This window comes from Kribbella sp. CA-245084 (assembly GCF_050942355.1).
GTDB lineage: Bacteria > Actinomycetota > Actinomycetes > Propionibacteriales > Kribbellaceae > Kribbella.
The window spans coordinates 9,032,455-9,055,759 of the sequence record NZ_CP192053.1 but is presented as its reverse complement, the minus strand read 5'-3'; the positions used below and the strand labels follow the sequence as shown (position 1 = coordinate 9,055,759).

26 protein-coding genes are annotated in these 23,305 nt (G+C 67.9%); 11 read left to right on the top strand and 15 right to left on the bottom strand.

The features are described from left to right. The first annotated feature begins 69 nt into the window (after nt 1-69). The 6 genes from ACQPYH_RS43545 (at nt 70) to ACQPYH_RS43520 (ending at nt 5,675) form a co-directional block, all read left to right on the top strand. The gene (locus tag ACQPYH_RS43545) at nt 70-2,787 is read left to right on the top strand and encodes an AAA family ATPase (RefSeq protein WP_432884273.1); all 2,718 of its coding nucleotides are present in this window, start codon (nt 70-72) and stop codon (nt 2,785-2,787) included. Between the two features lie 83 nt (nt 2,788-2,870). Beyond that, on the top strand, nt 2,871-3,422 hold the full coding sequence (locus ACQPYH_RS43540) for a histidine phosphatase family protein (RefSeq protein WP_432884270.1): 552 nt from the start codon (nt 2,871-2,873) through the stop codon (nt 3,420-3,422). A 117-nt stretch (nt 3,423-3,539) separates the two neighbouring features. Next, nucleotides 3,540-4,724 (top strand): alpha/beta hydrolase, encoded by a 1,185-nt coding sequence (locus ACQPYH_RS43535; RefSeq protein WP_432884267.1) that lies wholly within the window; start codon nt 3,540-3,542, stop codon nt 4,722-4,724. Then, nucleotides 4,721-4,867, top strand: coding sequence for a hypothetical protein (locus ACQPYH_RS43530; protein WP_432884264.1), 147 nt, complete (start codon nt 4,721-4,723; stop codon nt 4,865-4,867). The genes ACQPYH_RS43535 and ACQPYH_RS43530 overlap by 4 nt, the downstream gene beginning before the upstream one ends. Nucleotides 4,868-4,899: 32 nt before the next feature. Further along, nucleotides 4,900-5,235, top strand: coding sequence for a hypothetical protein (locus tag ACQPYH_RS43525; RefSeq protein WP_432884262.1), 336 nt, complete (start codon nt 4,900-4,902; stop codon nt 5,233-5,235). A 56-nt stretch (nt 5,236-5,291) separates the two neighbouring features. Beyond that, on the top strand, nt 5,292-5,675 hold the full coding sequence (locus tag ACQPYH_RS43520; RefSeq protein ID WP_432884259.1) for a hypothetical protein: 384 nt from the start codon (nt 5,292-5,294) through the stop codon (nt 5,673-5,675). Between the two features lie 72 nt (nt 5,676-5,747). Here the strand turns inward: ACQPYH_RS43520 and ACQPYH_RS43515 are convergent, their stop codons facing one another. From ACQPYH_RS43515 to ACQPYH_RS43495, 5 genes are all read right to left on the bottom strand, one after another. After that, nucleotides 5,748-6,656, bottom strand: a complete 909-nt coding sequence (locus ACQPYH_RS43515) for a phytanoyl-CoA dioxygenase family protein (RefSeq protein ID WP_432884257.1) — start codon at nt 6,654-6,656, stop codon at nt 5,748-5,750. 390 nt (nt 6,657-7,046) lie between these two features. Then, complete coding sequence (locus tag ACQPYH_RS43510) at nt 7,047-7,424, bottom strand: VOC family protein (RefSeq protein ID WP_432884254.1); 378 nt, start codon at nt 7,422-7,424, stop codon at nt 7,047-7,049. 9 nt (nt 7,425-7,433) lie between these two features. Further along, nucleotides 7,434-8,036 carry a class I SAM-dependent DNA methyltransferase gene (locus tag ACQPYH_RS43505; RefSeq protein WP_432884251.1) on the bottom strand — a complete coding sequence of 201 codons (603 nt, stop codon included), beginning with the start codon at nt 8,034-8,036 and terminating at the stop codon, nt 7,434-7,436. 33 nt (nt 8,037-8,069) lie between these two features. Further along, nucleotides 8,070-8,921, bottom strand: coding sequence for a fumarylacetoacetate hydrolase family protein (locus ACQPYH_RS43500; RefSeq protein WP_432884248.1), 852 nt, complete (start codon nt 8,919-8,921; stop codon nt 8,070-8,072). 18 nt (nt 8,922-8,939) lie between these two features. Beyond that, the gene (locus ACQPYH_RS43495) at nt 8,940-9,641 is read right to left on the bottom strand and encodes a GntR family transcriptional regulator (RefSeq protein WP_130442950.1); all 702 of its coding nucleotides are present in this window, start codon (nt 9,639-9,641) and stop codon (nt 8,940-8,942) included. 140 nt (nt 9,642-9,781) lie between these two features. On the opposite strand from ACQPYH_RS43495, the gene ACQPYH_RS43490 reads away from it, so the two are divergent. Genes ACQPYH_RS43490 through ACQPYH_RS43480 form a run of 3 tightly spaced genes read left to right on the top strand, consistent with a single transcriptional unit; the run spans nt 9,782 to nt 12,637 of the window. Next, nucleotides 9,782-10,870 (top strand): mandelate racemase/muconate lactonizing enzyme family protein, encoded by a 1,089-nt coding sequence (locus ACQPYH_RS43490; RefSeq protein WP_432884245.1) that lies wholly within the window; start codon nt 9,782-9,784, stop codon nt 10,868-10,870. 13 nt (nt 10,871-10,883) lie between these two features. Further along, a complete protein-coding gene (locus ACQPYH_RS43485; protein ID WP_432884242.1) occupies nt 10,884-11,723 on the top strand; it encodes an amidohydrolase family protein in 840 nt (279 codons plus the stop codon). Beyond that, a complete protein-coding gene (locus ACQPYH_RS43480) occupies nt 11,720-12,637 on the top strand; it encodes a phosphotransferase family protein (protein ID WP_432884239.1) in 918 nt (305 codons plus the stop codon). Before ACQPYH_RS43485 ends, ACQPYH_RS43480 begins: the two co-directional genes overlap by 4 nt. On the opposite strand, the gene ACQPYH_RS43475 is transcribed toward ACQPYH_RS43480, so the two are convergent. From ACQPYH_RS43475 to ACQPYH_RS43455, 5 genes are all read right to left on the bottom strand, one after another. Then, nucleotides 12,630-13,820 carry a DNA polymerase IV gene (locus ACQPYH_RS43475; RefSeq protein ID WP_432884236.1) on the bottom strand — a complete coding sequence of 397 codons (1,191 nt, stop codon included), beginning with the start codon at nt 13,818-13,820 and terminating at the stop codon, nt 12,630-12,632. The two genes, ACQPYH_RS43480 and ACQPYH_RS43475, sit on opposite strands and share 8 nt — an antisense overlap. 18 nt (nt 13,821-13,838) lie before the next feature. Further along, nucleotides 13,839-14,681 carry an ABC transporter permease gene (locus ACQPYH_RS43470; protein WP_432884233.1) on the bottom strand — a complete coding sequence of 281 codons (843 nt, stop codon included), beginning with the start codon at nt 14,679-14,681 and terminating at the stop codon, nt 13,839-13,841. Next, on the bottom strand, nt 14,678-15,490 hold the full coding sequence (locus ACQPYH_RS43465) for an ABC transporter permease (RefSeq protein WP_432884230.1): 813 nt from the start codon (nt 15,488-15,490) through the stop codon (nt 14,678-14,680). The genes ACQPYH_RS43470 and ACQPYH_RS43465 overlap by 4 nt, the downstream gene beginning before the upstream one ends. After that, the gene (locus ACQPYH_RS43460) at nt 15,490-16,509 is read right to left on the bottom strand and encodes an ABC transporter ATP-binding protein (protein ID WP_432884228.1); all 1,020 of its coding nucleotides are present in this window, start codon (nt 16,507-16,509) and stop codon (nt 15,490-15,492) included. Before ACQPYH_RS43460 ends, ACQPYH_RS43465 begins: the two co-directional genes overlap by 1 nt. Before the next feature lie 262 nt (nt 16,510-16,771). After that, entirely contained in the window at nt 16,772-17,233 is a 462-nt protein-coding gene (locus ACQPYH_RS43455) for an N-acetyltransferase family protein (RefSeq protein WP_432884225.1), read from the bottom strand. 69 nt (nt 17,234-17,302) lie between these two features. Here ACQPYH_RS43455 and ACQPYH_RS43450 point away from each other — a divergent pair, with 69 nt between their 5' ends. After that, complete coding sequence (locus ACQPYH_RS43450) at nt 17,303-17,713, top strand: PaaI family thioesterase (protein ID WP_432884222.1); 411 nt, start codon at nt 17,303-17,305, stop codon at nt 17,711-17,713. On the opposite strand, the gene ACQPYH_RS43445 is transcribed toward ACQPYH_RS43450, so the two are convergent. Both ACQPYH_RS43445 and ACQPYH_RS43440 read right to left on the bottom strand, forming a co-directional pair. Further along, nucleotides 17,710-17,970 carry a zf-TFIIB domain-containing protein gene (locus ACQPYH_RS43445; RefSeq protein WP_432884220.1) on the bottom strand — a complete coding sequence of 87 codons (261 nt, stop codon included), beginning with the start codon at nt 17,968-17,970 and terminating at the stop codon, nt 17,710-17,712. The genes ACQPYH_RS43450 and ACQPYH_RS43445 overlap by 4 nt on opposite strands. A 99-nt stretch (nt 17,971-18,069) precedes the next feature. Continuing rightward, nucleotides 18,070-19,971 carry a penicillin-binding transpeptidase domain-containing protein gene (locus ACQPYH_RS43440; RefSeq protein ID WP_432884217.1) on the bottom strand — a complete coding sequence of 634 codons (1,902 nt, stop codon included), beginning with the start codon at nt 19,969-19,971 and terminating at the stop codon, nt 18,070-18,072. Nucleotides 19,972-20,200: 229 nt separating this feature from the next. Between ACQPYH_RS43440 and ACQPYH_RS43435 the strand changes: the two genes are divergently transcribed. Further along, nucleotides 20,201-20,530 (top strand): L-rhamnose mutarotase, encoded by a 330-nt coding sequence (locus ACQPYH_RS43435; RefSeq protein WP_432884214.1) that lies wholly within the window; start codon nt 20,201-20,203, stop codon nt 20,528-20,530. Here ACQPYH_RS43435 and ACQPYH_RS43430 read toward each other — a convergent pair. From ACQPYH_RS43430 to ACQPYH_RS43420, 3 genes are all read right to left on the bottom strand, one after another. Then, a complete protein-coding gene (locus ACQPYH_RS43430) occupies nt 20,527-21,225 on the bottom strand; it encodes a pirin family protein (protein WP_432884211.1) in 699 nt (232 codons plus the stop codon). The two genes, ACQPYH_RS43435 and ACQPYH_RS43430, sit on opposite strands and share 4 nt — an antisense overlap. Nucleotides 21,226-21,230: 5 nt before the next feature. Further along, a complete protein-coding gene (locus ACQPYH_RS43425; protein WP_432884208.1) occupies nt 21,231-21,734 on the bottom strand; it encodes a DinB family protein in 504 nt (167 codons plus the stop codon). Between the two features lie 90 nt (nt 21,735-21,824). Continuing rightward, a complete protein-coding gene (locus ACQPYH_RS43420) occupies nt 21,825-23,231 on the bottom strand; it encodes a trypsin-like peptidase domain-containing protein (protein ID WP_432884205.1) in 1,407 nt (468 codons plus the stop codon). Nucleotides 23,232-23,305 lie beyond the last annotated feature (74 nt).

The window sequence follows — 23,305 nt, the reverse complement described above, 5'->3', positions numbered from 1 at the left end:
GCGAATCGGTTCGCATCCGCCAGTGGCTAGCCATTCGGCGACGCCGCGAGCGGGGGATACCTTGAGGCTGTGCTTCCTCCCCATCGCTCTGCTGAGCTGACTGGGCGCGACGCGGAATGCGATGCGCTCGATCAGCTCATCACTGCGGTGTGCTCCGGGGAGAGCCGGGCGCTGGTGCTGTCCGGTGAGGCTGGGGTCGGCAAGTCCGCACTGATGGACTACCTGGCGACTCAGGCGCACCGCGGTCAGGTCGTACGTGTCTCTGGTGTGCAGTCGGAGATGGAGCTGGCCTTTGCCGCTCTTCACCAGGTGTGTGCGCCTGCGTTCGACCTGCTCGACCGGCTACCGGCGCCGCAGGCCGACGCGTTGCGGACTGTGTTCGGCATCAGCGCCGGACCGCCTCCGGACATGTTCCTGATCGGCCTGGGCGTTCTGAGCCTGCTGGCCGAGGCTGCGGTCGACCAACCGCTGCTGTGCCTGATCGACGACCAGCAATGGCTGGACCGGTGCTCTGCGCAGATCCTGTCGTTCGTGGCCCGGCGGCTGGGCGCTGAGTCCCTTGGCCTCGTCTTCGCGACCCGTCAGGTCGGGCAGATCCTCCAGGGACTGCCGGAGTACCAGGTCGGCGGCCTGCGTGATGCTGATGCGCGCTCGCTGCTCGACGCCGTACTGACTTCGCCGATCGATGCGCAGGTGCGCGACCAGCTGGTTGCTGAGGCCCACGGGAACCCGTTGGCGTTGCTCGAACTGCCGCGTGGTTTGACCCCGGCGCAGTTGGCCGGCGGCTTCGGGCTGCCCAGCGCGACCGGTATCGAGGAGAGCTTCATCCAGCGAGTGACCGCGATGCCGGCCGAGACCCGGCGTCTGCTCCTGCTCGCCGCGGCTGAGCCGTCCGGCGACGACGCACTGGTACGACGGGCCGCCGTACGGCTCGGGATCGATCCGCAGGCGGCCACTCCGGCGGCTGATGCGGGGCTGGCGGAGTTCGCTAACCGGATCCGGTTCCGGCACCCGTTGGTGCGGTCGGCTGCGTACTGCTCCGCGTCGGCAGCCGAGCAGCGCGAAGTACACCAGGCTCTGGCTGCGGAGACCGACGCCGAGGCCGACCCGGATCGGCGCGCGTGGCACCGGGCGCAGGGCGCGGCCGGGCCGGACGAGGAGATTGCGGAGGAGCTTGAGCGGTCTGCCGGGCGAGCGCAGGCTCGGAGTGGGTTTGCGGCGACTGCTGCGTTCCTGCAGCGGTCCGCTGCGCTGACGATCGACCCGGTCAAGCGAGCCGGGCGGGCGCTGGCAGCCGCACAGGCCGAGCTGCAGACCGGTGCGTTCGACTCGGCGGCCGAGCTGCTCGCCATGGCTGAGGGGGAGCAGCTCAGCGAGTTCCAGCGGGCCCGGGCGGACCTCGTGCACGCACAGCTGGCGTTCCTGACCAACAGAGGCAACGACGCGCCGCAGCTGATGCTGAAGGCGGCCAGGCGGCTCGAGAAGGTCGATGTTGTGCTGGCGCGCACGACGTACCTGGATGCGTTGTCGGCGGCGATCTTTGCCGGGCACCTGGCCACACCGGACGGCGATGTGCTCGCAGTCGCGCAGGAGGCCGCTGCAGCGCCGCAGCCTGAGGTGACACGCTCCGTGGACCTGCTGCTGGAGGGCTCTGCGCGCTACTTCCGGGACGGGTACGCGGCGGGTGCTCCGACGTTGCACAAGGCGTTGGAGGGGTTCGGGCCCGGTCTGTCTGCCGAGGAGGAGCTGCAGCTGCTGTGGATGGCTACGACGACGGCACTGCGGTTGTGGGACGCAGACCGGTGGGCGCAGTTGTCCCGGCGACACGTGCAGCTCGTGCGGCAGACCGGAGTACTCAGTGATGTTGCGTTGGCCCTTACCTCGTTGGCCTACGTGTCGGTGTTTGCCGGTGACCTGGAGACGGCCGCCAGCCTGACCGACGAGGTGGAGGCGGCGAACGAGGTGACCGGTGGCAAGCTCGCGCCGTACGGTCGGCTGGCGCTGGCGGCGTTCCGTGGGGATCGGTCCGAGACGCTGGCGCTGGTTGAAGCGACCAAGCGGGACGGGAGCCGACGCGGCGAAGGCATCGGGGTCGCGTTCGCGGACTGGGCGGCCGCGGTGCTCGCCAACGGGCTGGGCCGGTACCAGGACGCGTTCGACGCGGCTCAACGTGCGAGTCAGGACCGCTCGATGATGCTCGTACCCACTGAGCTGGTCGAGGCGGCGGTTCGCACAGGCGCGATCGACACTGCGCACCGGGTCGCGCAGACGGTCGAGGAGATGGCAAACGCGACCGGGACGGACTGGGCGCTCGGAGTGTCCGCCCGGTGCCGTGCGATGGTCACTGCCGGCGAGACGGCCGAGGGGCTGTACCGCGAGGCGATCGCACACCTGGAGAAGACCGTCCTGAAGGTCGAACTCGCCCGTGCGCAGCTGCTGTACGGCGAGTGGTTGCGGCGGGAGCGGCGGCGTACGGATGCCCGTGAGTACCTCCGCACGGCGCACTCCGCCTTCGAAGCCATGGGCGTCGCCGGGTTCGCCGACCGCGCTCGACGGGAACTCCAGGCAGCCGGCGGCACCGCCCGCAAGCGAGTCGTCCCGACCCGCACCGAGCTGACCGCCCAAGAGGCCCAGATAGCCCGAATGGCCCGCGACGGCCTCTCCAACCCCGAAATCGCTACGCGGTTGTTCATCAGCGCCCGCACCGTTCAGTACCACCTCCGCAAGGTCTTCTCGAAGCTGGAGATAGCCAGCCGCAGCCAGCTGGACCAGGTCCTGCCGCGCTAAATCACCTGCGCAGTTCTGGGGGCTCTGGCCGCTACGCTGCTAGGACGGTGTCGTTGTGGGGCTTGAACGAAGGTGGCTGCAGGTTGACGAGTTTGGCTGTGGTCGCGCATGCCCTGACGCCTGCGCTGCGGGGGCTCATGCTCGGCGGGGACGTGGATCCGGATGCGGCGAGTCTGGAGGCGGCCCGGGAGCTCAACCTGTCGGCCGACGTCGTGTACGCCGGGCCCGAGCGTGCCGCCGTACGGACCGCCTCCGCGCTGGGGTTCGACCCAGTGGTCGAGCCGGCGCTGCGGGACCGTGAGTACGGCGAATGGGCCGGGCGCGAGCTGGAGGAGTTGCTAGCCGCAGAGCCGACTCAGGTGGCGGCATGGCTCGACCGACCGCACACCGCGACGCCCGGCGGCGAGACAGAGAACGACCTGATCGCGCGGGTCGCCGACTGGCTGGGTGATGTTGCCGAGCGCCACAAAGACCGCAGCTCGGTGATCGCGGTCGTGCACCCCGCGGTGGTCCGGGCGATCGTGCTGTACGTCGTCGACGCCCCGGCCGAGTCGCTCCGGCATGTCGACGTACGGCCGCTGGCGAGCGTCAACCTGTCCCTGCACGTCGGCTCCTGGTCACTCGCCCTCCACTGAACGACCGGGATGTCCACAGGTCCTCGCCTGACGGGATGCGGGGGACCTCGTCGCCTGGCAGACTGCGGGCAGTCCGGTCTCACGCCCAGGTGGCCGGCTGTCACGGGGAGTCACGCCATGGACGAGCTGGCTGATCGATATCGCGCCAACCTCGAGGTGCTGGAAGCTGCCCGCGTGCGTCTGCAGGCAGCGGTCGACGCCGGTACTGCGGACGACGCCGAGCGGCGACGGCTCGAGACCGTCAAGGAATTGCTCACGCCGGTCACGGAATCGACGGTGGATGCCGAGGGCAACGTTGTCGCGGTTCAGCGGCCGCGGCAGTTCCTCAAGGTCGATGTGGACGGACAAGGGCGCGCTGTTGAAGTACTCGGCGATGTTCAGCATGCGAAGAATGTCGCGGTGCTGGTGCCTGGGATGGGGAACAGCCTGGACACTTTTCGTGGCCAGTCGGACCGTGGCGGCCTGATCCGGCAGGAGGCCGGTCCGTCAGAGACGGCTGTCGTGGTGTGGCTCGACTACGACTCGCCGCACGGTTTGGTGCAGGCTGCGAGCAAGGATGCGGCGCTCGAGGGCGGGCCGCGGCTGGCGGAGTTCCTGAACGAGCTCGACGGGTTGAAGGCTGACGGCGCTGAGGTCACGGCGGTCGCGCACTCGTACGGCACCGACGTACTCGGGCAGGCGCTGCTGGACGGCGGACGAGCGAAGCGCGTGGTGATGACCGGATCGCCGGGCATCACGAAGTACGTCGATGAAGCCGCAGACTTCGTGCAGCCACCGACCCGCCTGTACGTCGAACGCGCGCCGGGGGACTACGTCGCGTACTCCGAATGGCACGGGCCCGATCCGGCGACCTTCCCCGACGCGATCCGGATGGCGACGAACGACCCGATCGCCAACGACGAGGCGGTATCGGTGCACTGGCACAACGAATACTACCGCCCGAACAGCGAGGCACTCCGCAACATCGGCCGAGTGGTCCGCGGCGACCTGACCTCGATCACAACAACAGACACCAGCCGATCCGCCGAGACGAAGTTGGTGCTCGGCGCCTCGTGGGCCGGCCCGTTGAATGCCGTCGCCGGCGCAGCCTCAAAGGTGTACGACGGAGTTGCATCACTCACCAAACCGTCGCCGGCATCGGCCCGAGCAGCTGCCTCAGGTGCGGGTGGACAGGGTGGCGGTGAGCTGGGTGCCGGCGAGCGGGCCGGAGCTACTGGACAGGGTGCTGCTCCTGGGCGACCTGGCGCTGCCCGGGCGACCGGGGTGACGCGGGACCGGCGGACGGAAGGACCGAGGCGATGACGAGACGTGAGTTGATGCGGAGTCAGTTGGCAGCGGCAACCGTCGTACCGGGTGGCGGCGCGTTGGATGCTCGCGAGCGGACCGGCGCTTCTGGACGTGGTGCTGTCCGAGGCGCTGCTCAGGCCGGAGGGGTGCGGGGATGATGGGCGGGCGGGAGTTTTTGCGGAGTGAGTTGGTGGCGGTGGCGGCAGCCGTCGTACCGGATCAGGAGCCGGTGGTTACGCATGATCCTGGGCCGGTGAACCCGGGTGTGTTGTTCGACGGGCGTGGGGCCGCGACCGTGTGTCGGGTTTCGGTTGAGACGGGCAACCCGACGGACCCGGACCCGGCGGCTGCGGTCTCGGCTGCGGCGGACGTGTTGCGCGCTCGAGGATGGAACGCCGAGGTGGCGGCGCCGGAGAACGGGCACTACCGGGTCGCGGCGTCGCGTGACGGGTACGAGGTCGCCGTACACGCGTGGGCGTCGGACTGGCGGATAACGTTCACGGGGGAGACACCGCTCGTTTCCTGAAATCGAAACGCGGCGTGGTGTCGCGTGGCCTGGCCGCACGGTGTATCACGGATACCGTGACGTTGACCGAAGCGCGAAACTACCTCCGCTCGGAGCTCCTGGCGGTGGCGGCGATCGTCGTACCGGACCAGACACCGACGGTCACCCAGGACGTCGGCCCCGCCGACCAAGGTGCCCTCTCCGACGACCGCGGCCGCGAGTCCGTCTGCACGATCACCGTCGAAACCGGCGATCCGACCACCCCCGACCCGGTCGCCCAAATCGGCTTCACCGCCGAGACCCTCGAGGCCCGCGGCTGGAAGGTGACAGTCTCCGACGTAACCGACGACCACCACCAACTGACAGCACGACGCCAGGGCTACGACCTCACAGTCGACGCCCACACAACCGACTGGCGCCTCACCTTCACCGGCCAAACCCCATACGTCGACGACCTGTAGAAGCTGGTGGGTTGACCCCAGCGTGCTACGCGGCCGCTCCCTCGTCGCTGCGAGTGGCTGCCGCGCGAGGGGTCAGTTGGAGTTGTGCCAGGGAGATAGGTCGAGGGCGGGGTAGCGCTGGGCTATGCCGGTGAGGGTGTGTTCGGTCCAGTAGGGGTGGCCTGGGGGTGGGAAGCCGAAGAGTTGCAGTTGGCGTGGGGTGGCTCGGTGGACGAACTCGTACCAGGCGGGTTCGTGACTGCGAGCTGCCCAGGCCACGCGCTGGCCCCAGTCGGCTTCAGCTGGGCGGTAGATGAGCTGCATCGAGTACCGCGCGCCGAGCGGCTTCCTCAGGCCGGTGCCGCGGTGGAACGTCCGGGTGTTGAACGCGATGACCGTCCCGGCGGGGCCCGTGCCGGACTGCTCGGCGTCGTACAGGCGCGTGTTGTCCTCGGTCGAGACGAAGTCGCCCCTGCCGTCGGATCGCGGGTAGAAGTTCGGGTTCATCGGTAGGTCTGCGGTGTGTTCGTACGGCACCAGGTGCGGCGGCCCGAGTTCCTCGGGTACGTCGACGAGGAAGACGAACAGCTCGAGATGCTGATACCGATCCTCGAGCGACGGTACGAGGATCGTCTGGTTGAGGTAGTCGCGGTGCAGTTCCTGGTCGTACGACGTCGCGCCCGTGTACTTCGCCCATGCCTCGGCCGACGAAAGCCGCACGTCGGACTGCCCGAGCAACGTCTCGGCGAGACCCACGATCTTGGGATGTACGGCGAGCAAGCTGAACGCGGGGCTGGCGAACGGGAACACGTCGATCCCGTCGAACTCGTCCTCGACGTACCGCGATCGCCGCTCATCCGTTCCGTCATGGAATCCCTCGGGCGTCGGGAACATCGTTCCCAGATCACCGAGCGCCGGCGCCAGCTCCTCCGCGGAGAGAAACCCCGGCAGGATCACAAACCCCCGCGCCCGCCACTCCGCCGCAACATCCCCAGCCGTCATGCGACCACCTTGTCGACGCCCCGACACAGACGCAATCTGATTTCCGATGGCCGGGTTCGCAGCGTTCCCGTTCGCGGCCCGCGGTCGCCGCAGTCTGGAGAACCTCGGGCGCCGACAAGCTGTCACCCACGCGCCAGCGCGAACCCGCGGGCAGCAGCCCGCAAACCCCCGGCGGCAAGCCGCAAACCGCGGCGGCGGCCGCATCCCCAGGCGGCAAGCGGGCAACCGCGGCGATAGCCGCAAACTCCCGGCGTCAGCCGGAAAGGATGCACGGGCGCTAAGCCCGGGGGCGGGTGGGAAGCGGGCGCAGCAGGCGCGTCGAGGAGCGGAGCGACGAGGGTAGCGACTGCGTAAGCACGCGGGGGCGAACCACCAGTCCTCCCCACCAGCTCAGCTCGTCGCAGCTCGTTCGGCGGCGCTTCGGAGGACGCAGAATTCGTTGGATTCGGGGTCGTGCATTACTACCCAGCCGGTGCCGTCGGGGTTGCGGAAGTCGGTGGCGATGGTGGCGCCCAGGGCGAGGAGGCGGTCGACCTCTTCGTCGCGGGGGATGTCGGGTTCCAGGTCCAGGTGGACGCGGTTCTTGACGGCTTTCTCGTCGTTGTTCTGTTCGAAGAGGAGTTCCATGGAGTCAGTTACCACGGCCGCGTACGGGTCGCCGGGGTGGTCGTCGTCGGGGCGTGGGGCGTTGAGGACCTGGAGCCAGAAGCCGGCCAGCTCGTACGGGTTGTGGGTATCGAACGTCACCGATCGCACGCGAGATGTCATGCGCAGAGGCTACTTCTGGAACAGCAGGCGGTCGTGGGGAATTTCCGTCGCCAGGTACGGCGCGAAGCCGGAGGCGACGGCGAGCTCGGTCAACCCCGCCGCTGTCCAGCGATGGACGTGGATGTTCATCGGGTGGCCGCCGTACCCAGAGGTTTTATGAGTCGACTCCGAACCGACGTGGAAACCCAGCAGCAGTACGCCGCCGGGAGCGAGCACGCGGTAGAACTCAGCGAAGGCCTGGGGTACTACGTTGCGCGGGAGGTGGATGATCGACCACCAGGACACGACGCCCGAGGCCGAACCGTCGGCGATGTCCAGCGCGGTCATGGAGCCGACCCGGAAGTCCAGGTCCGGGCACGAGCGGCGGGCGACCTCGATCATCCCGGGCGACAGGTCGATGCCGGTCACGCGCAGACCGCGCTCCGCGAGCAGGCCGGTTGTTCGCCCCGGCCCGCAGCCAACGTCGAGCACAGGAAGTCCGCTACCCGCGACGAGCTTCGCCAGCAGGTCGAACGCTTCGGTCTCCCAGTCGGCGCCGTCGACCACGAGCTCGGCGTACGAGACGGCGACGGTGTCGTAAGAGGTGCGGATGTCGTCCAGGAAGTCAGTCACCCGGCCGACCCTAGAGCCGGCCGGGGACAGTTTTCAGGCCTTGCCGAGGGACTGCTTCTGCCGGCCCAGACCTTCGATCTCCAGCTCCATCGTGTCGCCGGGAGACAGGTACGGGAACCGGCCGGACAGCGCCACGCCCTCCGGCGTACCGGTGTTCACGATGTCGCCGGGGCTGAGCACCATGTACTTCGAGAGGTCGCGGATCAGCGCCGCGACCGAGAAGATCATGTCGCGCGTGTTCGAGTCCTGCCGTGGCTCGCCGTTCACCCACGACTTCAACTGCAGTCCCTGCGGGTCCGAGACCTCGTCAGCAGGCACCAAAGAAGGTCCGAGCGGGTTGAAGGTCTCGCAGCACTTGCCCTTCGACCACTGCCCGCCGGAGACCTCGATCTGGAAGGTCCGCTCCGACACGTCGTTCGAGACGGCGTACCCCGCGACGCAGGCCAGCGCCTCCTCGTCGGTCTCGACGTACCGGGCCTGCTTGCCGATGACGACGGCGAGCTCGACCTCCCAGTCGGTCTTGGTCGAGCCGCGCGGGACGAGTACGTCGTCGTTCGGGCCGACGACCGTGTTCGGGTGCTTGAAGAAGACGATCGGCTGCTTCGGCGGTTCGGCGCCGCCCTCGGCCGCGTGCGCCGCGTAGTTCATGCCGATGCAAACCACCGCGCCCGGGCGGGCGATCGGGGCGCCGATCCGGAGACCGTCGACAGAGGAGACCGGCAACTCCCCGGCGTCCAGGGCGGCGCGGGCGCGCGCGATCCCGTCGGAGCCGAGGAACGCGGCGTCGATATCGACGGTGATCGGGGTCAGGTCGTGGACGGTGCCGTCGGCGGCGCGCACGTACGGGCGCTCCTCGCCGATCGGACCGAGGCGGAGCAGTTCCACAGAATCTCCCTGGGTCAGTCAGTCTGAGAGGGTGTCGAAGATGGGACGCAGCCGGGCGCGCGAGGCTTCGATGTGCGACCGCATCGCCGCGGCCGCCTCCTCCGGGTTGCCCTTGCGGACCGCGGTCACCACTACCTTGTGCTCTCGCAACGCCTTCGTCGCGATGCCGCCACCGTAGTACAGCCGGAACAGATGCAGGTGGCAGTGTGTTCGCTGGAAGGACAGCCGGGCCGTCTCGTTGCCGGCCAGCTCCAGAACCAGGTCGTGGAACCGCTGGTCGTGCGCCGCCATCGCGCGGTAGCTCTCGTACGACGGACGGTCCGGTACGTCGGTGTAGCTGAGCATCTCGGCCTTCAACCGGGCCAGGTCCTCCGACCCGGACCGCTCAGCAGCTCGTGAGGCCGCCCACGGCTCGATGTGCAGGCGGTACTCGAACAGGTCCTCGAACTCCTCGCGGGTCAGCCGCGACGACACGCGGTACCCACGCAGCGGCTCCTTGATCACCAGGCCGTCGGACTCCAGCCGGGCCAGCGACTCCCGGATCGGGGTCTGGGAGATCCCCAGCTCGCGGGTCAGCGCGTCGATGTTCAGCCGGGTCCCCGGCTCCACCACGCTGTCCATGATCAGGCCCTTGACCGTCTCGTAGACATCGTCACTCAGCACCTGTCGCTGGGGCAGGCGGGCGAGCTGCCCCGCGAGCCCAAGATGCGCATCCGTCACTGTCACTCCTCCCGGAACGCTCATTCTGCCCCACACTTGACGGCTCCAGTGTGAAGCGGGAGCATCAGGTACGCAATATCCTATAGGATCTGGAGCCGCCCCGTGATCAGCAGATTCCGTCGAACCGTCGTGAGCTGCCGGTGAGCACGATCACCAAGGCTACGGCCTACCTGGTCGATCTCGAGGTCGAGACGGTACGCACCGATGCCGTACAAGCGTTCCTGAAGCAGGAGACGATCTTCGTCTCTTTGTCGACAACGGACGGGCTCACCGGTCTCGGGTACTCGTACACGATCGGCACCGGCGGCACCGCCGTACTGGCGTTGTTGCGGGACCACCTGTTGCCGCGACTGGTCGGCAAGGACGCACGGAACGTGGAGGAGCTCTGGTCTGACCTGTGGTGGTCCACGCACGCCACCACGGTCGGTGCGATCACGTCACTCGCACTGGCGGCCGTAGACACCGCACTGTGGGACCTGCGCTGTCTGCGGGCCAGTGAGCCGCTGTGGCGACTCGCAGGCGGCTATCGCCAGCAGGTGCCGCTGTACGACACCGAGGGCGGTTGGTTGCACCTGACAACCGATGAGCTGGTCACGGGCGCACTGGCCTCGCAGAAGGCCGGCTGGCCCGGTGTGAAGCTCAAGGTCGGTAAACCGCGCGTACATGAGGACGTGGAGCGGCTGCGCGCAGTACGGGATGCAGTGGGGCCGTCGATGGACATCATGGTCGACGCGAACCAGTCCATGACCTACCCGGAGGCTCGCAGGCGCGCGGCGGCGTTCGAAGCGGTCGACCTGTCCTGGTTCGAGGAACCGTTGCCAGCTGATGACGTGACCGGGCATGTGCGTCTGGCCGAGTCGACGTCGATCCCGATCGCGGTGGGGGAGTCGCTTTACTCCGTGTCGCAGTTCAGGGAGTACGTCGCTGCTGGTGGCGCCGGGATCGTCCAGGTGGACGTGGCACGAATCGGTGGGATCACTCCGTGGCTGAAGGTCGCGCATCTGGCCGAGACGTTCAACCTGGAGGTCTGCCCGCACTTCCTGATGGAGCTGCACGTCAGTCTGACCGCTGCGGTGCCGAACGGGCGGTACGTCGAGCACATCCCGCAGTTGCGGGCAATCACGCGGTCAGAGATGGCCGTGGTCGAAGGGCATGCGGTAGCGCCCGACGTACCCGGTCTGGGCATCGACTGGGACCAGAACGCGATTGACGATCGGCGCGTCGGATGAGAGCGTCCGCAGCATGAGCCGAGTCGACGCGCATCACCACGTCTGGGATCTGAGCGTTCGTGAGCAGACGTGGATGGTGGGCCCGGAGCTGGACCCGATCCGGCGGAATTTCGCGATCGAGGACCTCGCCCCGCTCGCCGCCGCGGCCGACATCACGTCGACCGTGCTGGTGCAGACGGTCGGGCTGGTCGAGGAGACCGTCGAGTTCCTGGAGATTGCCGCAGGCAACGACTTGGTGGCCGGTGTCGTCGGCTGGGTCGACCTGACGGCCGAAGATATCGGCGAAGCGCTCGACGGTCTGCTGTCCCGTCCCGACGGCTCCTATTTGAAGGCGATCCGCCATCAGGTCCACGACGAGCCGGACGACGGCTGGCTCCTGCGTGCCGACGTACAGCGCGGCCTGGCCGCCATCGCCGAGGCCGGCCTCGCGTACGACCTCCTCACCAAGGCGCCGCATCTCCCCGCCGCGATCCAAACGGCCCGCAACCTCCCCCAGCTCAGCTTCGTCGTCGACCACATCTCCAAGCCCGTCATCGGCGAACCGCTCGAGCCCTGGGCAGGGCAGCTCCGCGAGCTGGCGGCCCTCCCGAACGTCACCTGCAAACTCTCCGGCATGGTCACCGAAGCCCCGTGGACCACCTGGAAGCCCGCGGACCTCCAGCCGTACGCCGACGTCGTACTGGATGCCTTCGGCCCCGACCGCGTCATGTTCGGCTCCGACTGGCCGGTCTGCCTGCTGGCCGCCACCTACAACCAGGTTGTGGAAACCGCCGAGACCCTCACCTCCAGTCTCACTCCCGCCGAGCGCGAGGCGATCTTCGCGACGACAGCCACCCGCACCTACAAGCTGTGATCGACCTCCAGGCGATCTGCCGGCGTGCGTTGGGTGCGGAGGCGACGCGAGCCGTCGAGCTGGGGTACGGGTCGTACAACGGCGTCTATCGGGTCGAGTTGGCCGGGCGGGACGAGCCGGTGATTCTGCGGGTCGCGCCGGCGGAGGACGAGCAGTTCGACTCGGAGCGGCACCTGATGCGGAACGAGTACGCCGTTGTGCCGTGGCTCGGCGTGATCGCATCCTTGATGCCTCGGGTGCTGGCCGTGGACTGGTCGCACGACCTCATCGACCGGGATTGGATGATCCAGTCGTGCCTGCCCGGCGTACCGGCGCCGGAGGGGTTGGGGCGGTATCCACGGTCGGGGCGTACGACGTTCTTCCGGCAGCTCGGCGCGATCGCCCGCTTGGTGCACGACGTGCGCGGTCCGTACTTCGGTCGGCCGGACGGGCCGGCGTACGCGTCTTGGAGCTCAGTGTTGATCGCGTCGTTCACGCAGATCGCGGAGGACCTGGAGCGGGTGGGGCTCGAGGCTGCAGATGTGCGGAAGGTTGCGGACCTAGCAACTCAAGGCCGAGCGACGCTGGATGAGGTGCGCGAGCCGCGGCTGCTGGCAGGGGACCTGTGGACGGTCAACTGCATGTTGGACGCTGATGCGCCGGAGCCGTTGATCTCCGGAGTGCTGGACTTCGATCGGGCTGAGTTCGGCGACCCGGCGGCGGATTGGACGATCCGGATGGCGCAGGCGAAACCGGACGAGCGGGAAGCGTTCTGGGAGTCGTACGGCGACCTGGATCGCTCAGCGGATGCGCTGTGGCGGGCGAAGATCTACGAAGCTCGTCATCTCGCGGCGATCCGCCTGGAGCGCCACCGCCTCGGCAAGGCCGAGGCAGTCCGGGAGAGCTACGAAGAGATGGCGAAGGTCCTCACTTAGCGGCGTCGGGAGGTACGAACTCGACGCGCACGCCGATCAGACGGATCGGGCGGCGGATCTCGAACTTCTGCAACAGCTCGAGGGCTGTGGCGGCGACGACCTCGGGGTCCTGGGTCGGGGCCTTGAGTTTGCGGCTCTTGATCGGCGTGTAGAAGCTGATGAAGCGGAGCTTCACCCAGACGCGCTGGATCGTGCGGCCGTCGGCGACGACCTCGCGGGTGACCTCTTCGGCGATCCGGCGGAGCTCACGTTCTATGTCGGGGTGTTCGACCAGGTCTGTCGCGAAGGTCTCCTCGTGGCTGCGGGAGACCGGTTCGCGCGGGACGTCGGTGACGTGCGTGTCGCCGAGGCCCCGGCCGAGGGCGGCGTACCAGGCGCCCATGTTGGGGCCGAAGCGTTTCTTCAGCACGTCGACATCGGCGGCGGCGAGCTCGGCGACGGTGGTGATGCCGAGCTCGTTGAGGTTCTTCTCCATCCGGCTGCCGATACCCCAGAGGTCGCGGATCGGGCGGTGGTCCATCACCTCGCGCCAGTTCGCGGCCGTGAGCCGATAGACGCCGGCGGCCGGCCCCACGCCGTCGTCAAGCTCCATGCCGTCGTCAAGGCCCACGCCGTCGTCAAGCTCCATGCCGTCGTCAAGGCCCACGCCGGCGGCAAGCGAGGCGTCACGAGCGGGCTCCGCGCCTTCGAACGGCACGGCGTGCGAGCGCTCGTGCTTCGCGAAACCGGTGGCGAGCTTGGCGCGGGTCTTGTTGTCTCCGATGCCGACCGAGCAGGTCAGGCCGGTCTGCTCGGCAACGGCCGCGCGGAGCTGACCGGCCAGCGCCTCCGGATCGTCGGTCTCGGCGCCGACGAAGCATTCGTCCCAGCCCCAGACCTCCACCACGACCGGGAACGAGCGCAGCGTGTCCATCACCTCGGTCGACGCCGCGTCGTACGCAGCCGGATCCGACGGCAGGAACACCGCCTGCGGACACTTCTTGTACGCCGCCCGCACCGGCATGCCGGAATGTACGCCGAACTCGCGCGCCTCGTACGACGCCGTGGCGACCACCTGCCGTGGTTTGGTCGGATCGCCGGATCCGCCCACCACGACAGGAAGCCCACGCAGCTCAGGCCGTCGCCGGATCTCCACGGCCGCGATGAACTGATCCATGTCCACGTGTAGGACCCACCAGCTCATACCTCACAGGTAACCACATCAGCTCGACGCACTGGAGTACGTCAGCAAGCCGCGCCGCCACACCAACCGAACTAGTGTCATCGCCACTACCGCAAGCCCGAGCCCGAGCACGACCGGCCCCCAACCGAGGTCGCCGGCCAACGCCCGCACCGGGAACGTCGTCGCGAACGCCACTGGGAACGCAAACGTCAGGAACGTCCGCACCGCGACCGGGAAGAACACCAACGGGTACCGCCCGGCCTCCACCATGCTCAGGTAGACGACCCCGATCGGGTTCACCGACTGCAGCCAGAACGCCAGGAACGACATCGCCGACCACACCGCCGTCAGCAACACCAACCCACAGCCGGCCAGTACGACGGCCTGCGCTACCTGCCCGGCGCCGGGCCGGAGATCGGACTGCACCAGCCCGATCACCAGCACAACGATGCCGCTGGCAACGTTCGTCAGCTCGGCGACGTTGATCCAGCGCAGGGTCAGGTAGAACTGACTCGACACCGGCCGGAGCAGGACGCCGTCCAGCTCGCCCTCGGTCAGGTACGTCGTCATCCGGTTCAGGTTCGGCGCCACGAACGTCGCGATCAGCCCCGTGACGATCTGAAACACGCCGACCAGCGCAATGACCTCGGCCCGCGACCATCCGTGCACCTCGGATGTGAAGCCGAACAGGAGCAAGGTCGGCACGATCCCCAACCCCAACTGCACAAGGCCGACAAGCAGCGTGGTCAGGAAATGCGCGCGGTAATGCGTCTCGCGAACAACCGCCTGAGCGAAGAACCGCCGCCACAGCCGGACATGCCGCCACTGCATCCGCAGCCAGTTCCGGTCGAGCGACGGCCGATCTTCTGCATACGTATTCACGCTCCCACCGCCGAGTACGCCCGGATCCCCGCCGCCCAGACGACTCGAGCGAGAACGCCGAGCACCACGACGTACCCGAGCTGGATCCCCAGCCCCGCAAGCAGTTCGCGGCCGGTCAGCTGACCGGCGACGATCTCGACCGGGAACGAGACCGTGTACCGGAACGGCTGGTGGTCGACGAAACCGCGCGACCACGACGGCATCAACGCCAGCGGTACGACGGCACCGGACAGCACGCTCGCGATGATCACGCGGGCCTGCACGAGCGCACCCACGTCATCCATCCAGAACGCCAGCGCCGCGATCAGGATGTCGATCGTGAACACCAGCACCGCACCGAACGCGATGCTGACCGCGAAGAGCACCCACCGCCCGAAGCCGGCCGGGATGTTCATCGAGTCGCGGAAGATCCACCAGACGATGCCGATCATCGGCACCAACGCGAACAGCTTCAGGAACTTCTCCGACAGGTTGTTCGCGACGAACCCGACCAGCAACGACGCCGGCCGCACCATCCAGCTCGACAGCTTGCCCAGCCGGATGTCGTTGGCCAGGAACGCCGCCATCCACGACGACGTCGCCATCGTGACGAACCCGAGCAGCACGAAGTACGTCGTGATGTACTGCTCGTCGACCGGGAGCTTCGCGCCGTTCGCGAGCGCGGTCCGCCAGATCAGCAGCGAGATGATCGGCATGCAGATGTTGGCCAGCATGAAGATGATCCACGCCCCGCGGTACACGGACTGCTGGGCGATCTCGGCCGCCGTCATCCGGCGTACGACGCGAAGGTTCCGCACCGCTGTGCTCATCATGCGTCCCCCAGCGTGCTGCGGTGGAGGAACAGGTCGCGCATGATGTCCTCGACATCCGCGTCCGCGACATCGAGGTCCACCAGCGGTCCGAGCCTGGTGAGCTGCTCCATCACGACGCCGGCCCGCTCCCGATCGGCTTCGAGCTTCACCGTCTGACCGTCGACGTCGACCACGGTCACGCCGTCCAGCCCGGCGAGGCGTGTGCCGTCGACAGGTGTCGCGTACGTCGCCCGCACCAGCTTGCGCGGTTGCGCCGTACGAACGAGATCGTCCAGACCGCCGTCGAACTGCAGCCGTCCGTGGTCGATGATCATCACCCGCGAGCAGAGTGCCTCGATGTCGTCCATGTCGTGGCTGGTGATCAGGATCGTCGTACCGCGGAGCCGGTTGACGTCGGCGAGGAACGACCGGACGCGGGCCTTCGCGACCACGTCGAGCCCGATCGTCGGCTCGTCGAGGAACAGGATCTCCGGGCCGTGGACGAGCGCGGCCATCAGCTCGAGTTTCGTCCGCTCACCGAGCGAGGTCTTGCGGACCTGGACGTTGAGCAGGTGTTCGACCTCGAGCAGCTCGGCGAGTTCGGCGACGTTGCGGTCGAACTCCGCGGTGGACAAGCCGTACATGTCCTTGTGGAGAAGGAGACTCTCCATGGCCGGGACGTCCCACCACAGCATGGTCTTCTGCCCCATGACCAGCGCGATCCGGCGCAGGTAGTCGTGCCTGCGGTCCGACGGCGTGTGGCCGAGGACCTCCAGCTCACCGCCGGTCGTGTACAGCAGGCCGGACAGCATCTTCAGGGTTGTCGTCTTACCCGCGCCATTCGGGCCGAGCAGGCCGACGACCTCGCCGCGGTTGATGTCGAAGCTGATCCGGTCGACGGCGAGCCGGGTCTCGTACTTGCGTTTCACCAAACTCTTCAGCGCTCCGCCGAGACCGGCGGTTTGCTGGTGGAAGGTGTAGGTCTTGGTCAGATCATGTGCCGCGATGACAGGCGGCAAGGAAGGAACAGGCGTCACGAAGGAACACCGCTTTCGAAAGAGTCAGTTGACAGGACCGGGCAGCGCCACCGCGCAAACGCGCAGAGCGCAGGACGAGCAAGTCGCCAGGAGGGTTCGGCCGGGGGACTCCGAGGTCCGTCCCGGCTGCGCGATCCGGTCCGATCGCTGAGTTCGCTAACCCATATCCAGGCGACGAGTCGACATCGCTCCCTGTGGTCCTTTCGATGCGGCTACCGCCGACCACGGTAAGCCGAGACGGAAAGCGCCGTCCAACCGATTTTCAGAGCTCTTTGCGCATCTGCTGGGAGATGACCGCGTAGCCGAGCGAGTCGTACAGGCCGATCGCGGCGGTGTTGTCGCCGAACACATTCAGGTCCAGCTGCTTGTGGCCGAGGCGGCGGCACTCCTCCTCACCGGCCAGCATGATCGCCCGGCCGTAGCCTTTGCCGCGCTGGTTGCTGTCCACCTCGATGGCGTAGATGAACGGCACCCGCGCCGTGCTGATCCACAGGTTGCCTACCGGTTCGTCGCCGGCCAGCGCGATCCAGATCAGCTGGTTCTCGCTGGCGGGACCTTGCGGGAGCAGTCTCTTCGTCTCCTCGTGGGCGAACTTCAGCGCCTCGTCAGCGGTCAGCCCACGGGCTGGGCCGATCCAGGCCGCGAACGTTTCGGCCACGTGGTCCGACCAGCTCGGGTACTCGGAATCGGTGATCGGGCGGAGCTGAACAGGTGGCGTGGTCACGCCCTGACGATAGACCCGCGCAGACCGCCGTACACCGTGCTTTGCAGCAAGTGGCATATCGTGCGGCGCGTGACGGAATTGACCCTCGAGATTGCTCAGAAGCTGCTGGCTGCGCAGCCGTTCAGCGTGCTGGTCGGCGCACGGCTGACGGCGTTCGGGGATGGGGGCGCGACGCTGGAGCTCGACATTCGCGAGGATCTTCAGCAGCAGAACGGGTTTCTGCACGGTGGCGTTCTCGCGTACGCCGCCGACAACGCGATCACGTTCGCCGGCGGTTCGGCGCTCGGCCCGGAGGTGCTGACCGGCGGGTTCACGATCAGCTACCTCCGCCCGGCCCGGGGCGCGATCCTCCGGGCCGATGCGAAGATTGCCCACTCGGGCAGACGTCAGGCGACGTGCACCTGCGAGCTCACCACGCTCGACGACGCCGGCACGCCGACGTTGTGCGCGATCGCCCAGGGCACGGTCATCGCCCGCTAGTCGAAGAGCTCCTCGAGGAACGACTTCTTCTTCTTGCGCGGGTGCTGGTTCCCGTACCGCCGGTCGTCGTCGTACCTGCGGTCGTCGTACCGCTTCTTCTCCTCGTACCGCTTCTCCTCGTAGCGAGGCTGCGGCGACGGGGAGTTGTACTGCAACTCGGCATCCACCAGCCGCTCCAACTCACCCCGATCGAGAAAGATCCCCCGGCACTCTCCGCACTGGTCGACAGTGACGCCGTTGCGCTCGTACGACCGCATCTCAGCACGACACTTGGGACACGTCAGGCTCTCCATCCAGCAACCCTAAGTGACGATTTCCGCCCGAGGGCCTACTCTCAGCGAACTCTCAGCAAGTCCTCATTTGAAGCTGGAGAGGAAGGTTTTGAGGATGGGGCCGGCGGTGTGGGAGCCGGACTCGCCGCCCTCGACGATGACGGCGAATGCGACGTCGCCGCGGTAGCCGGCCATCCAGGCGTTGGTGATGACCTTGCCGCCGGAGACGAGCTCGGCCGTACCGGTCTTCGCCGCGACCGCGCCGTTGCCGGCCAGCACCTTCGCCGTACCGCCGGTGACCGTGGTCCGCATGAACGTCCGCAACGCCGCAACAGTTGCTGCAGGCAACGGAGAGGCGGCCGCGCCGGCGACGTCCTTGCCCGGCACGAGCACGGGCTTCATCGCCGTACCGTGGTCGACCGTGGCGGCGACCAGCGAGATCGCCAGCGGGCTGGCGGTGACCGTGCCCTGGCCGATCATCGAGGCAGCCTCGGCCACGTCGTCCTTCGGCAGCGGCACCTGACCGCCGTACGCGTTGATCGACAGGTTCAAGTCCCGCCCGATGCCGAACATCGCCGCGGCCTTGGTCATCCCGTCCTTCGGCAGCCGCGCGTGCTGCGAGATGAACGCGGTGTTGCAGGACTCGTTGAACGCCTTCTGCATCGTGCCCGCGCCGTACGCCGCCAGACCGTCGTAGTTCTTGAAGGTCTTGCCGAAGACGTTGATCGTGTTCGTGCACGGCAGCGCGGTCGCACCCGTCTCGCCGCTGCCGATCAGCGCCGCCGAGGTGACGATCTTGAACGTCGAACCCGGCGCGTACTGGCCCTGGAACGCGCGGTTGTAGCTCGCCGGCGTCGGGCCGTTCGCCGCGGCGAGGATCTGCCCGGTCGACGCCTGTACGGCGACCAGCGAGGCCGGCAGCTTGCTCGTCGCCAGCGCGGCCTCGGCCGACTTCTGCATCGCCGTGTCGAGCGTGGTCTTCACCGGCTTGCCGGCGGTGCCCTTCTGGCTGAACACGGTCTTGATCGACAGCTTGGTCTTGCCGTCCCGCAGCGTGACCGTGCCGCCCGGCGTACCGGCGAGCTGCTGCTGGAACGCGTACTGCAGACCCGTCGTACCGACCTGGTCCTGCGCCGACGCGGCCGTGCCGGCGTTCTTCAGCGTGTCCGCGGTCGCGGTCTTCATCGTGCCGATCAGGTTCTTGGCGAACGTCGCGGTCGGCGGCAGCGACTGCGTACCGCCCATCGTCAGTACGCCGGGCAGCGTGCCCATCGTCGGCCGGAGCGCCTCCCACTCCTCGGCCCGGATCGTGATCGCGTCGACGAACTGCCCGGCCGGCGCCGCCTTCGCGCGGGCGGCGAGCTTGGCGCCGTCGACATCGAGGTACTTCGTGAACGCGGCGTACGTCGCGGCCGTCGCCTTGGCGCCCGATGCGACGCCGACGATCACGACCGGCCGGTTCGCGGTCAGCGCGACACCGTTGCGGTCGAGGATCGAGGCACGCGCGGGCAGGGCACGGACACGCTTGAGGTAGTTGGCGTCGCCCAGGCCCGGGTAGATGGTGTCGCCGGAGGCCTTGATCTTCCACGCGTCGCCGGTCTTCACCGCGGTCGCCGTACTGGTCCATTTCATCGCGCCGATACCGCGCAACTGCGCCTCGACCGCGAGCTCCTGCGTGCAGTTGTTGGCGTCAGTGCACTTCGGGTCGCCCTGCGGGGCTACCGTCACGGTGCTGGCGACCAGCGCGGTGTCGGTGTCGTCGAGCCGCTTCGCGAACACGGTCGGGTTGTCGGTGAGCGCCCCGGCCGCGTCGGGCTTGCCGTCCGGCGCCCACGCCGCCACCCAGGCATCGGCGAATTGCTTGATGACCGCGCCGGAGGCCTTCTGCTCGTCGTTCCCGGACTTCCCACCGCCGGACTTGCTGTCGGAACAACCAGCGGTGATCAGCAGACTACTCAGGCAAACGATCGCAGTGGTTCGCTTCACTTTCCCAACTCTCGCACGACGACGGGTGGACACCGGGCACAGTCTTCGGCGTGTGGCGTCTCGCCACGAGGGCGAAACTACTCAATCCACGCAAGTACGACGCGCCTGAGCGCTCAGGAGTTGGCGTCAGAGCGAGCGTGAATCAGGGGCAAGAGGTTGCGTGAATCGGCCGGTCCTGATTCTGGAACCGCGTTCCAGCACCGCCTGACGCGGCGTATTCTGCTCCTTTGTGACCCGCCTAGCGCTGCACAGCCGTCTGATTCCCGGTACCGAAGAGGCCTACGAGATCGAGCACGCTCGCGTCTGGCCGGAACTGATCACCGCGATGCACGCCGCCGGCATCAGCGACTGGTCGATCTGGCGCAGCGGCCGCGACCTGTTCCACCTGGTCGTCGCCGACGACTTCGAGGCCTCGGTCGCGTACCTCCGCAACGACCCGACCGACCAACGCTGGCAGCAACACATGAGCCAGTTCGTCGAAGGCTTCGCCCAGAACCCGGAAGGCGTCGCAGGCCAGTCCCTGCGCCACGTCTGGACCATGAGCGAACAAACCGACTAGTACATCTCCCACACCAGCAGCTCAACACCCTCTGGACCCGCGGTGAGGCGTTCGCCGTCGGACGGGGTCAGACGTACGGCGTCTGCGGTGGCCAGCTCGCCCGCGCCTTCAACCGTCGCCGTGCCCGCCGCGACGAACAGATGCAGGTACGGCGCTGCCGGCAGCTCAATGCTCTGCCCGTCAGCGAGACGGGCGACCGACATACCGGCGGCGGGCTGGTTCAGGTGGATCGCAGTGCTGGCAGCGTGCTTGGAAAGCCCCGAAGCGACCGGGATCAGTTCACCCGTGCTGAGATCCAGCTCGGTCTGCTCGTACGACGGAGGCAGGTCGAGCCGCTCCGGCCGGACCCACATCTGGACGTAGTGCACCGGATCGTCGCCGTCGTTCCATTCCGAGTGCCGGATCCCCGAGCCCGCGCTCATCCGCTGCGCCAGCCCCGGGTAAACCACCCCGCTGTTCCCCTGCGAATCACGATGCGCCAGGGCGCCCCGCAGTACCCAGGTCACAATCTCGAGGTCCTGATGCGGATGCGTCTCAAACCCGGTGCCCGGGGCAACAGTCTCGTCGTTGTGCGCCACCAGGAACCCGAACCCCACGTTCGCCGGATCGTAGTGCGGCCCGAACGAGAACGAATGCCGAGAGTCCAGCCACTCGCTCGCCGTACGAAACCGCTCGTCCGCCCGCCGGATCTCCATGGGATCTAGTAATACCCCTTCTGGCCGTCGAGCAGCTCGCGCATGGTGTCCAGATGGCCGAGGTGCCGCCCGGTCTCCTCCAGCATGTGGAGGAGGATCCAGCGCAACGTCGGCGCGTACTCCGGGTCCGGCCCGACGTCGTCGAGCGAGTGCGCCGCGACGATCTCGTTCGACCGCGTGTACTGCGCCTCGAACTCGTCGAGGAGCGGCGCCAGCGGTACGCCGTCCACGCGCCAGTCCGCGCTCGTCGGCTCCTTCTGGAACTGCGGATTGTCCGTCTCCGGCTCGCCCAGGAAGACCACGTTGAACCAGCAGTGCTCGGTCCATCGCAGGTGCGAGACCAACCCGGCCGGCGTCATCAACGGCGACGCCGGAAACACCATCCGATGCTCGTCGGCCGCCGCGAGTCCCTCGAGCTTCCGCCGTACCAGCTCTCGTTGCAGCTGCAGCCAACCCGTCAACTGCACGCGCTCGTCCGCCACCATCGGTGGTCGCTTCTCGTAGCTCATGCCGAGACCGTAGCGAGCCGAGCAGTTCACGCAAAAAGGGACTGCGCCGCTCGGTGGGCGGCGCAGTCCCGGTTCTGGTACGACGGTCGGTCAGCCGGTCGGGTTCCCGTTGTCGGATCCGAGGGTGGCCTTGATCGACTGCGGCTTGCCGCTACGGGTGACGCTCAGCGTCACCTGGTCGCCCGGGCGGTGCGAACGGACTGCGGCGACCAACGCGTCCCCTGACGCGATCGCCTTGCCGTCAACAGCGGTCACCACATCACCTGACTGGAGACCGGCTTTGTCCGCCGCACCGCCGGACGTGACCTCGCCTAGGCGTGCTCCGTTCGTGAGCCCGTCGGAGGACTGCGCGTCGCCGACCGTCACACCGAGCCGCGCATGCGTGGCCTTGCCCTTGGCCACCAGCTCATCGATGATCGGCTTGGCCTGGTCGATCGGGATAGCGAACCCCAGGCCGATGTTGCCGCCTTCGGATTGTCCCGATCCGCCGGCGGTTTTGATCGCGCTGTTGATACCGACCACCTGGCCGGCGAGGTCGATCAGGGCGCCGCCGGAGTTACCCGGGTTGATCGCGGCGTCCGTCTGGATTGCTGGAAAGACTGTCGTACTGTCCTGCTGCTCGTCGCCCGACGTCACCGGGCGGTTCAGCGCCGAGACGATACCGCTGGTGACGGTCGCCTCGAGGCCGAACGGCGAACCGATCGCCACCACGCCCTGCCCGACCGCGAGCTTGCCGCTCGACCCCAACGTGGCCGGGGTCAGGTCGGTCGCGTTGGCGTGGATGACGGCGAGGTCGGTCAGCGGGTCGGTGCCCTTGACCGTGGCGTTGACCGTGCGGCCGTCGTTCAGCATCACGGTGATCGTGGCGCCCTGCCCGGCACCCGCGACCACGTGGTTGTTGGTGACGATCAGGCCGTCCTTGCTGATGACGATGCCGGACCCGGTCGCCGCGCCCTGCGACGTCGCGACCGCGATCTTCACCACGCTCGGCAGCACCTTGGCCGCCGCGCTCTGCACGGAGCCGTCCGGCGCGGCCGCGGGTGCGGCCTGGTTGCCGTTCAGCGGTGCGGTCACGGACGGGCTGTTCGTGGTGTGGTCGTTGGTCGCCGAGTACACGGCCGCTCCGCCGACGCCGCCGGCCAGACCGACGAGCAGCGCGGTCAGCGCCACTACCGCCAGACCGGCCCGCTTCTTCGGCTTCTCCGCCGTAGCCGTGGCCGGCTGCGGTCCGAAAGGCCAGCTCGGGTCCGGAGACGCCCCCTGATGCGTCCCCGGCGCTCCGAACTGCGGGTAAGCACTCCCACCTGAGGGGTACTGTCCCGGCCGCTGCCCTTGCGGCCCCGATTCCGGCCTCTGCTGTCCCGGCTGACCACCCTGCGGCGCGAACTGCTGTTGCTGATGCTGCCCATACATCGGCAACTGCTGCGTCCGCTCCGGCCCCAGCGGACCTTGCGGGTTCTGGCCGGGCTGGTTCTGCGGCGGCTGGTTCTCGGTCATGGCAAGTACTTTCGCCGCCGGACCTGAGAGGGCCCTGAAGATCCGCTCGGAGTGACCGAAGAACTCCATGAAGA

Bases quoted from the DNA above. Each gene is read 5' to 3' on its own strand.
- ACQPYH_RS43535 (WP_432884267.1), top strand. From the start codon at position 3,540: ATGGACGAGCTGGCTGATCGATATCGCGCCAACCTCGAGGTGCTGGAA.
- ACQPYH_RS43485 (WP_432884242.1), top strand. From the start codon at position 10,884: ATGAGCCGAGTCGACGCGCATCACCACGTCTGGGATCTGAGCGTTCGT.
- ACQPYH_RS43465 (WP_432884230.1), bottom strand. From the start codon at position 15,490: ATGAGCACAGCGGTGCGGAACCTTCGCGTCGTACGCCGGATGACGGCG.
- ACQPYH_RS43445 (WP_432884220.1), bottom strand. From the start codon at position 17,970: ATGCGGTCGTACGAGCGCAACGGCGTCACTGTCGACCAGTGCGGAGAG.
- ACQPYH_RS43530 (WP_432884264.1), top strand. From the start codon at position 4,721: ATGACGAGACGTGAGTTGATGCGGAGTCAGTTGGCAGCGGCAACCGTC.
- ACQPYH_RS43430 (WP_432884211.1), bottom strand. From the start codon at position 21,225: ATGGAGATCCGGCGGGCGGACGAGCGGTTTCGTACGGCGAGCGAGTGG.
- ACQPYH_RS43510 (WP_432884254.1), bottom strand. From the start codon at position 7,424: ATGACATCTCGCGTGCGATCGGTGACGTTCGATACCCACAACCCGTAC.
- ACQPYH_RS43475 (WP_432884236.1), bottom strand. From the start codon at position 13,820: ATGAGCTGGTGGGTCCTACACGTGGACATGGATCAGTTCATCGCGGCC.
- ACQPYH_RS43425 (WP_432884208.1), bottom strand. From the start codon at position 21,734: ATGAGCTACGAGAAGCGACCACCGATGGTGGCGGACGAGCGCGTGCAG.
- ACQPYH_RS43515 (WP_432884257.1), bottom strand. From the start codon at position 6,656: ATGACGGCTGGGGATGTTGCGGCGGAGTGGCGGGCGCGGGGGTTTGTG.
- ACQPYH_RS43420 (WP_432884205.1), bottom strand. From the start codon at position 23,231: ATGACCGAGAACCAGCCGCCGCAGAACCAGCCCGGCCAGAACCCGCAA.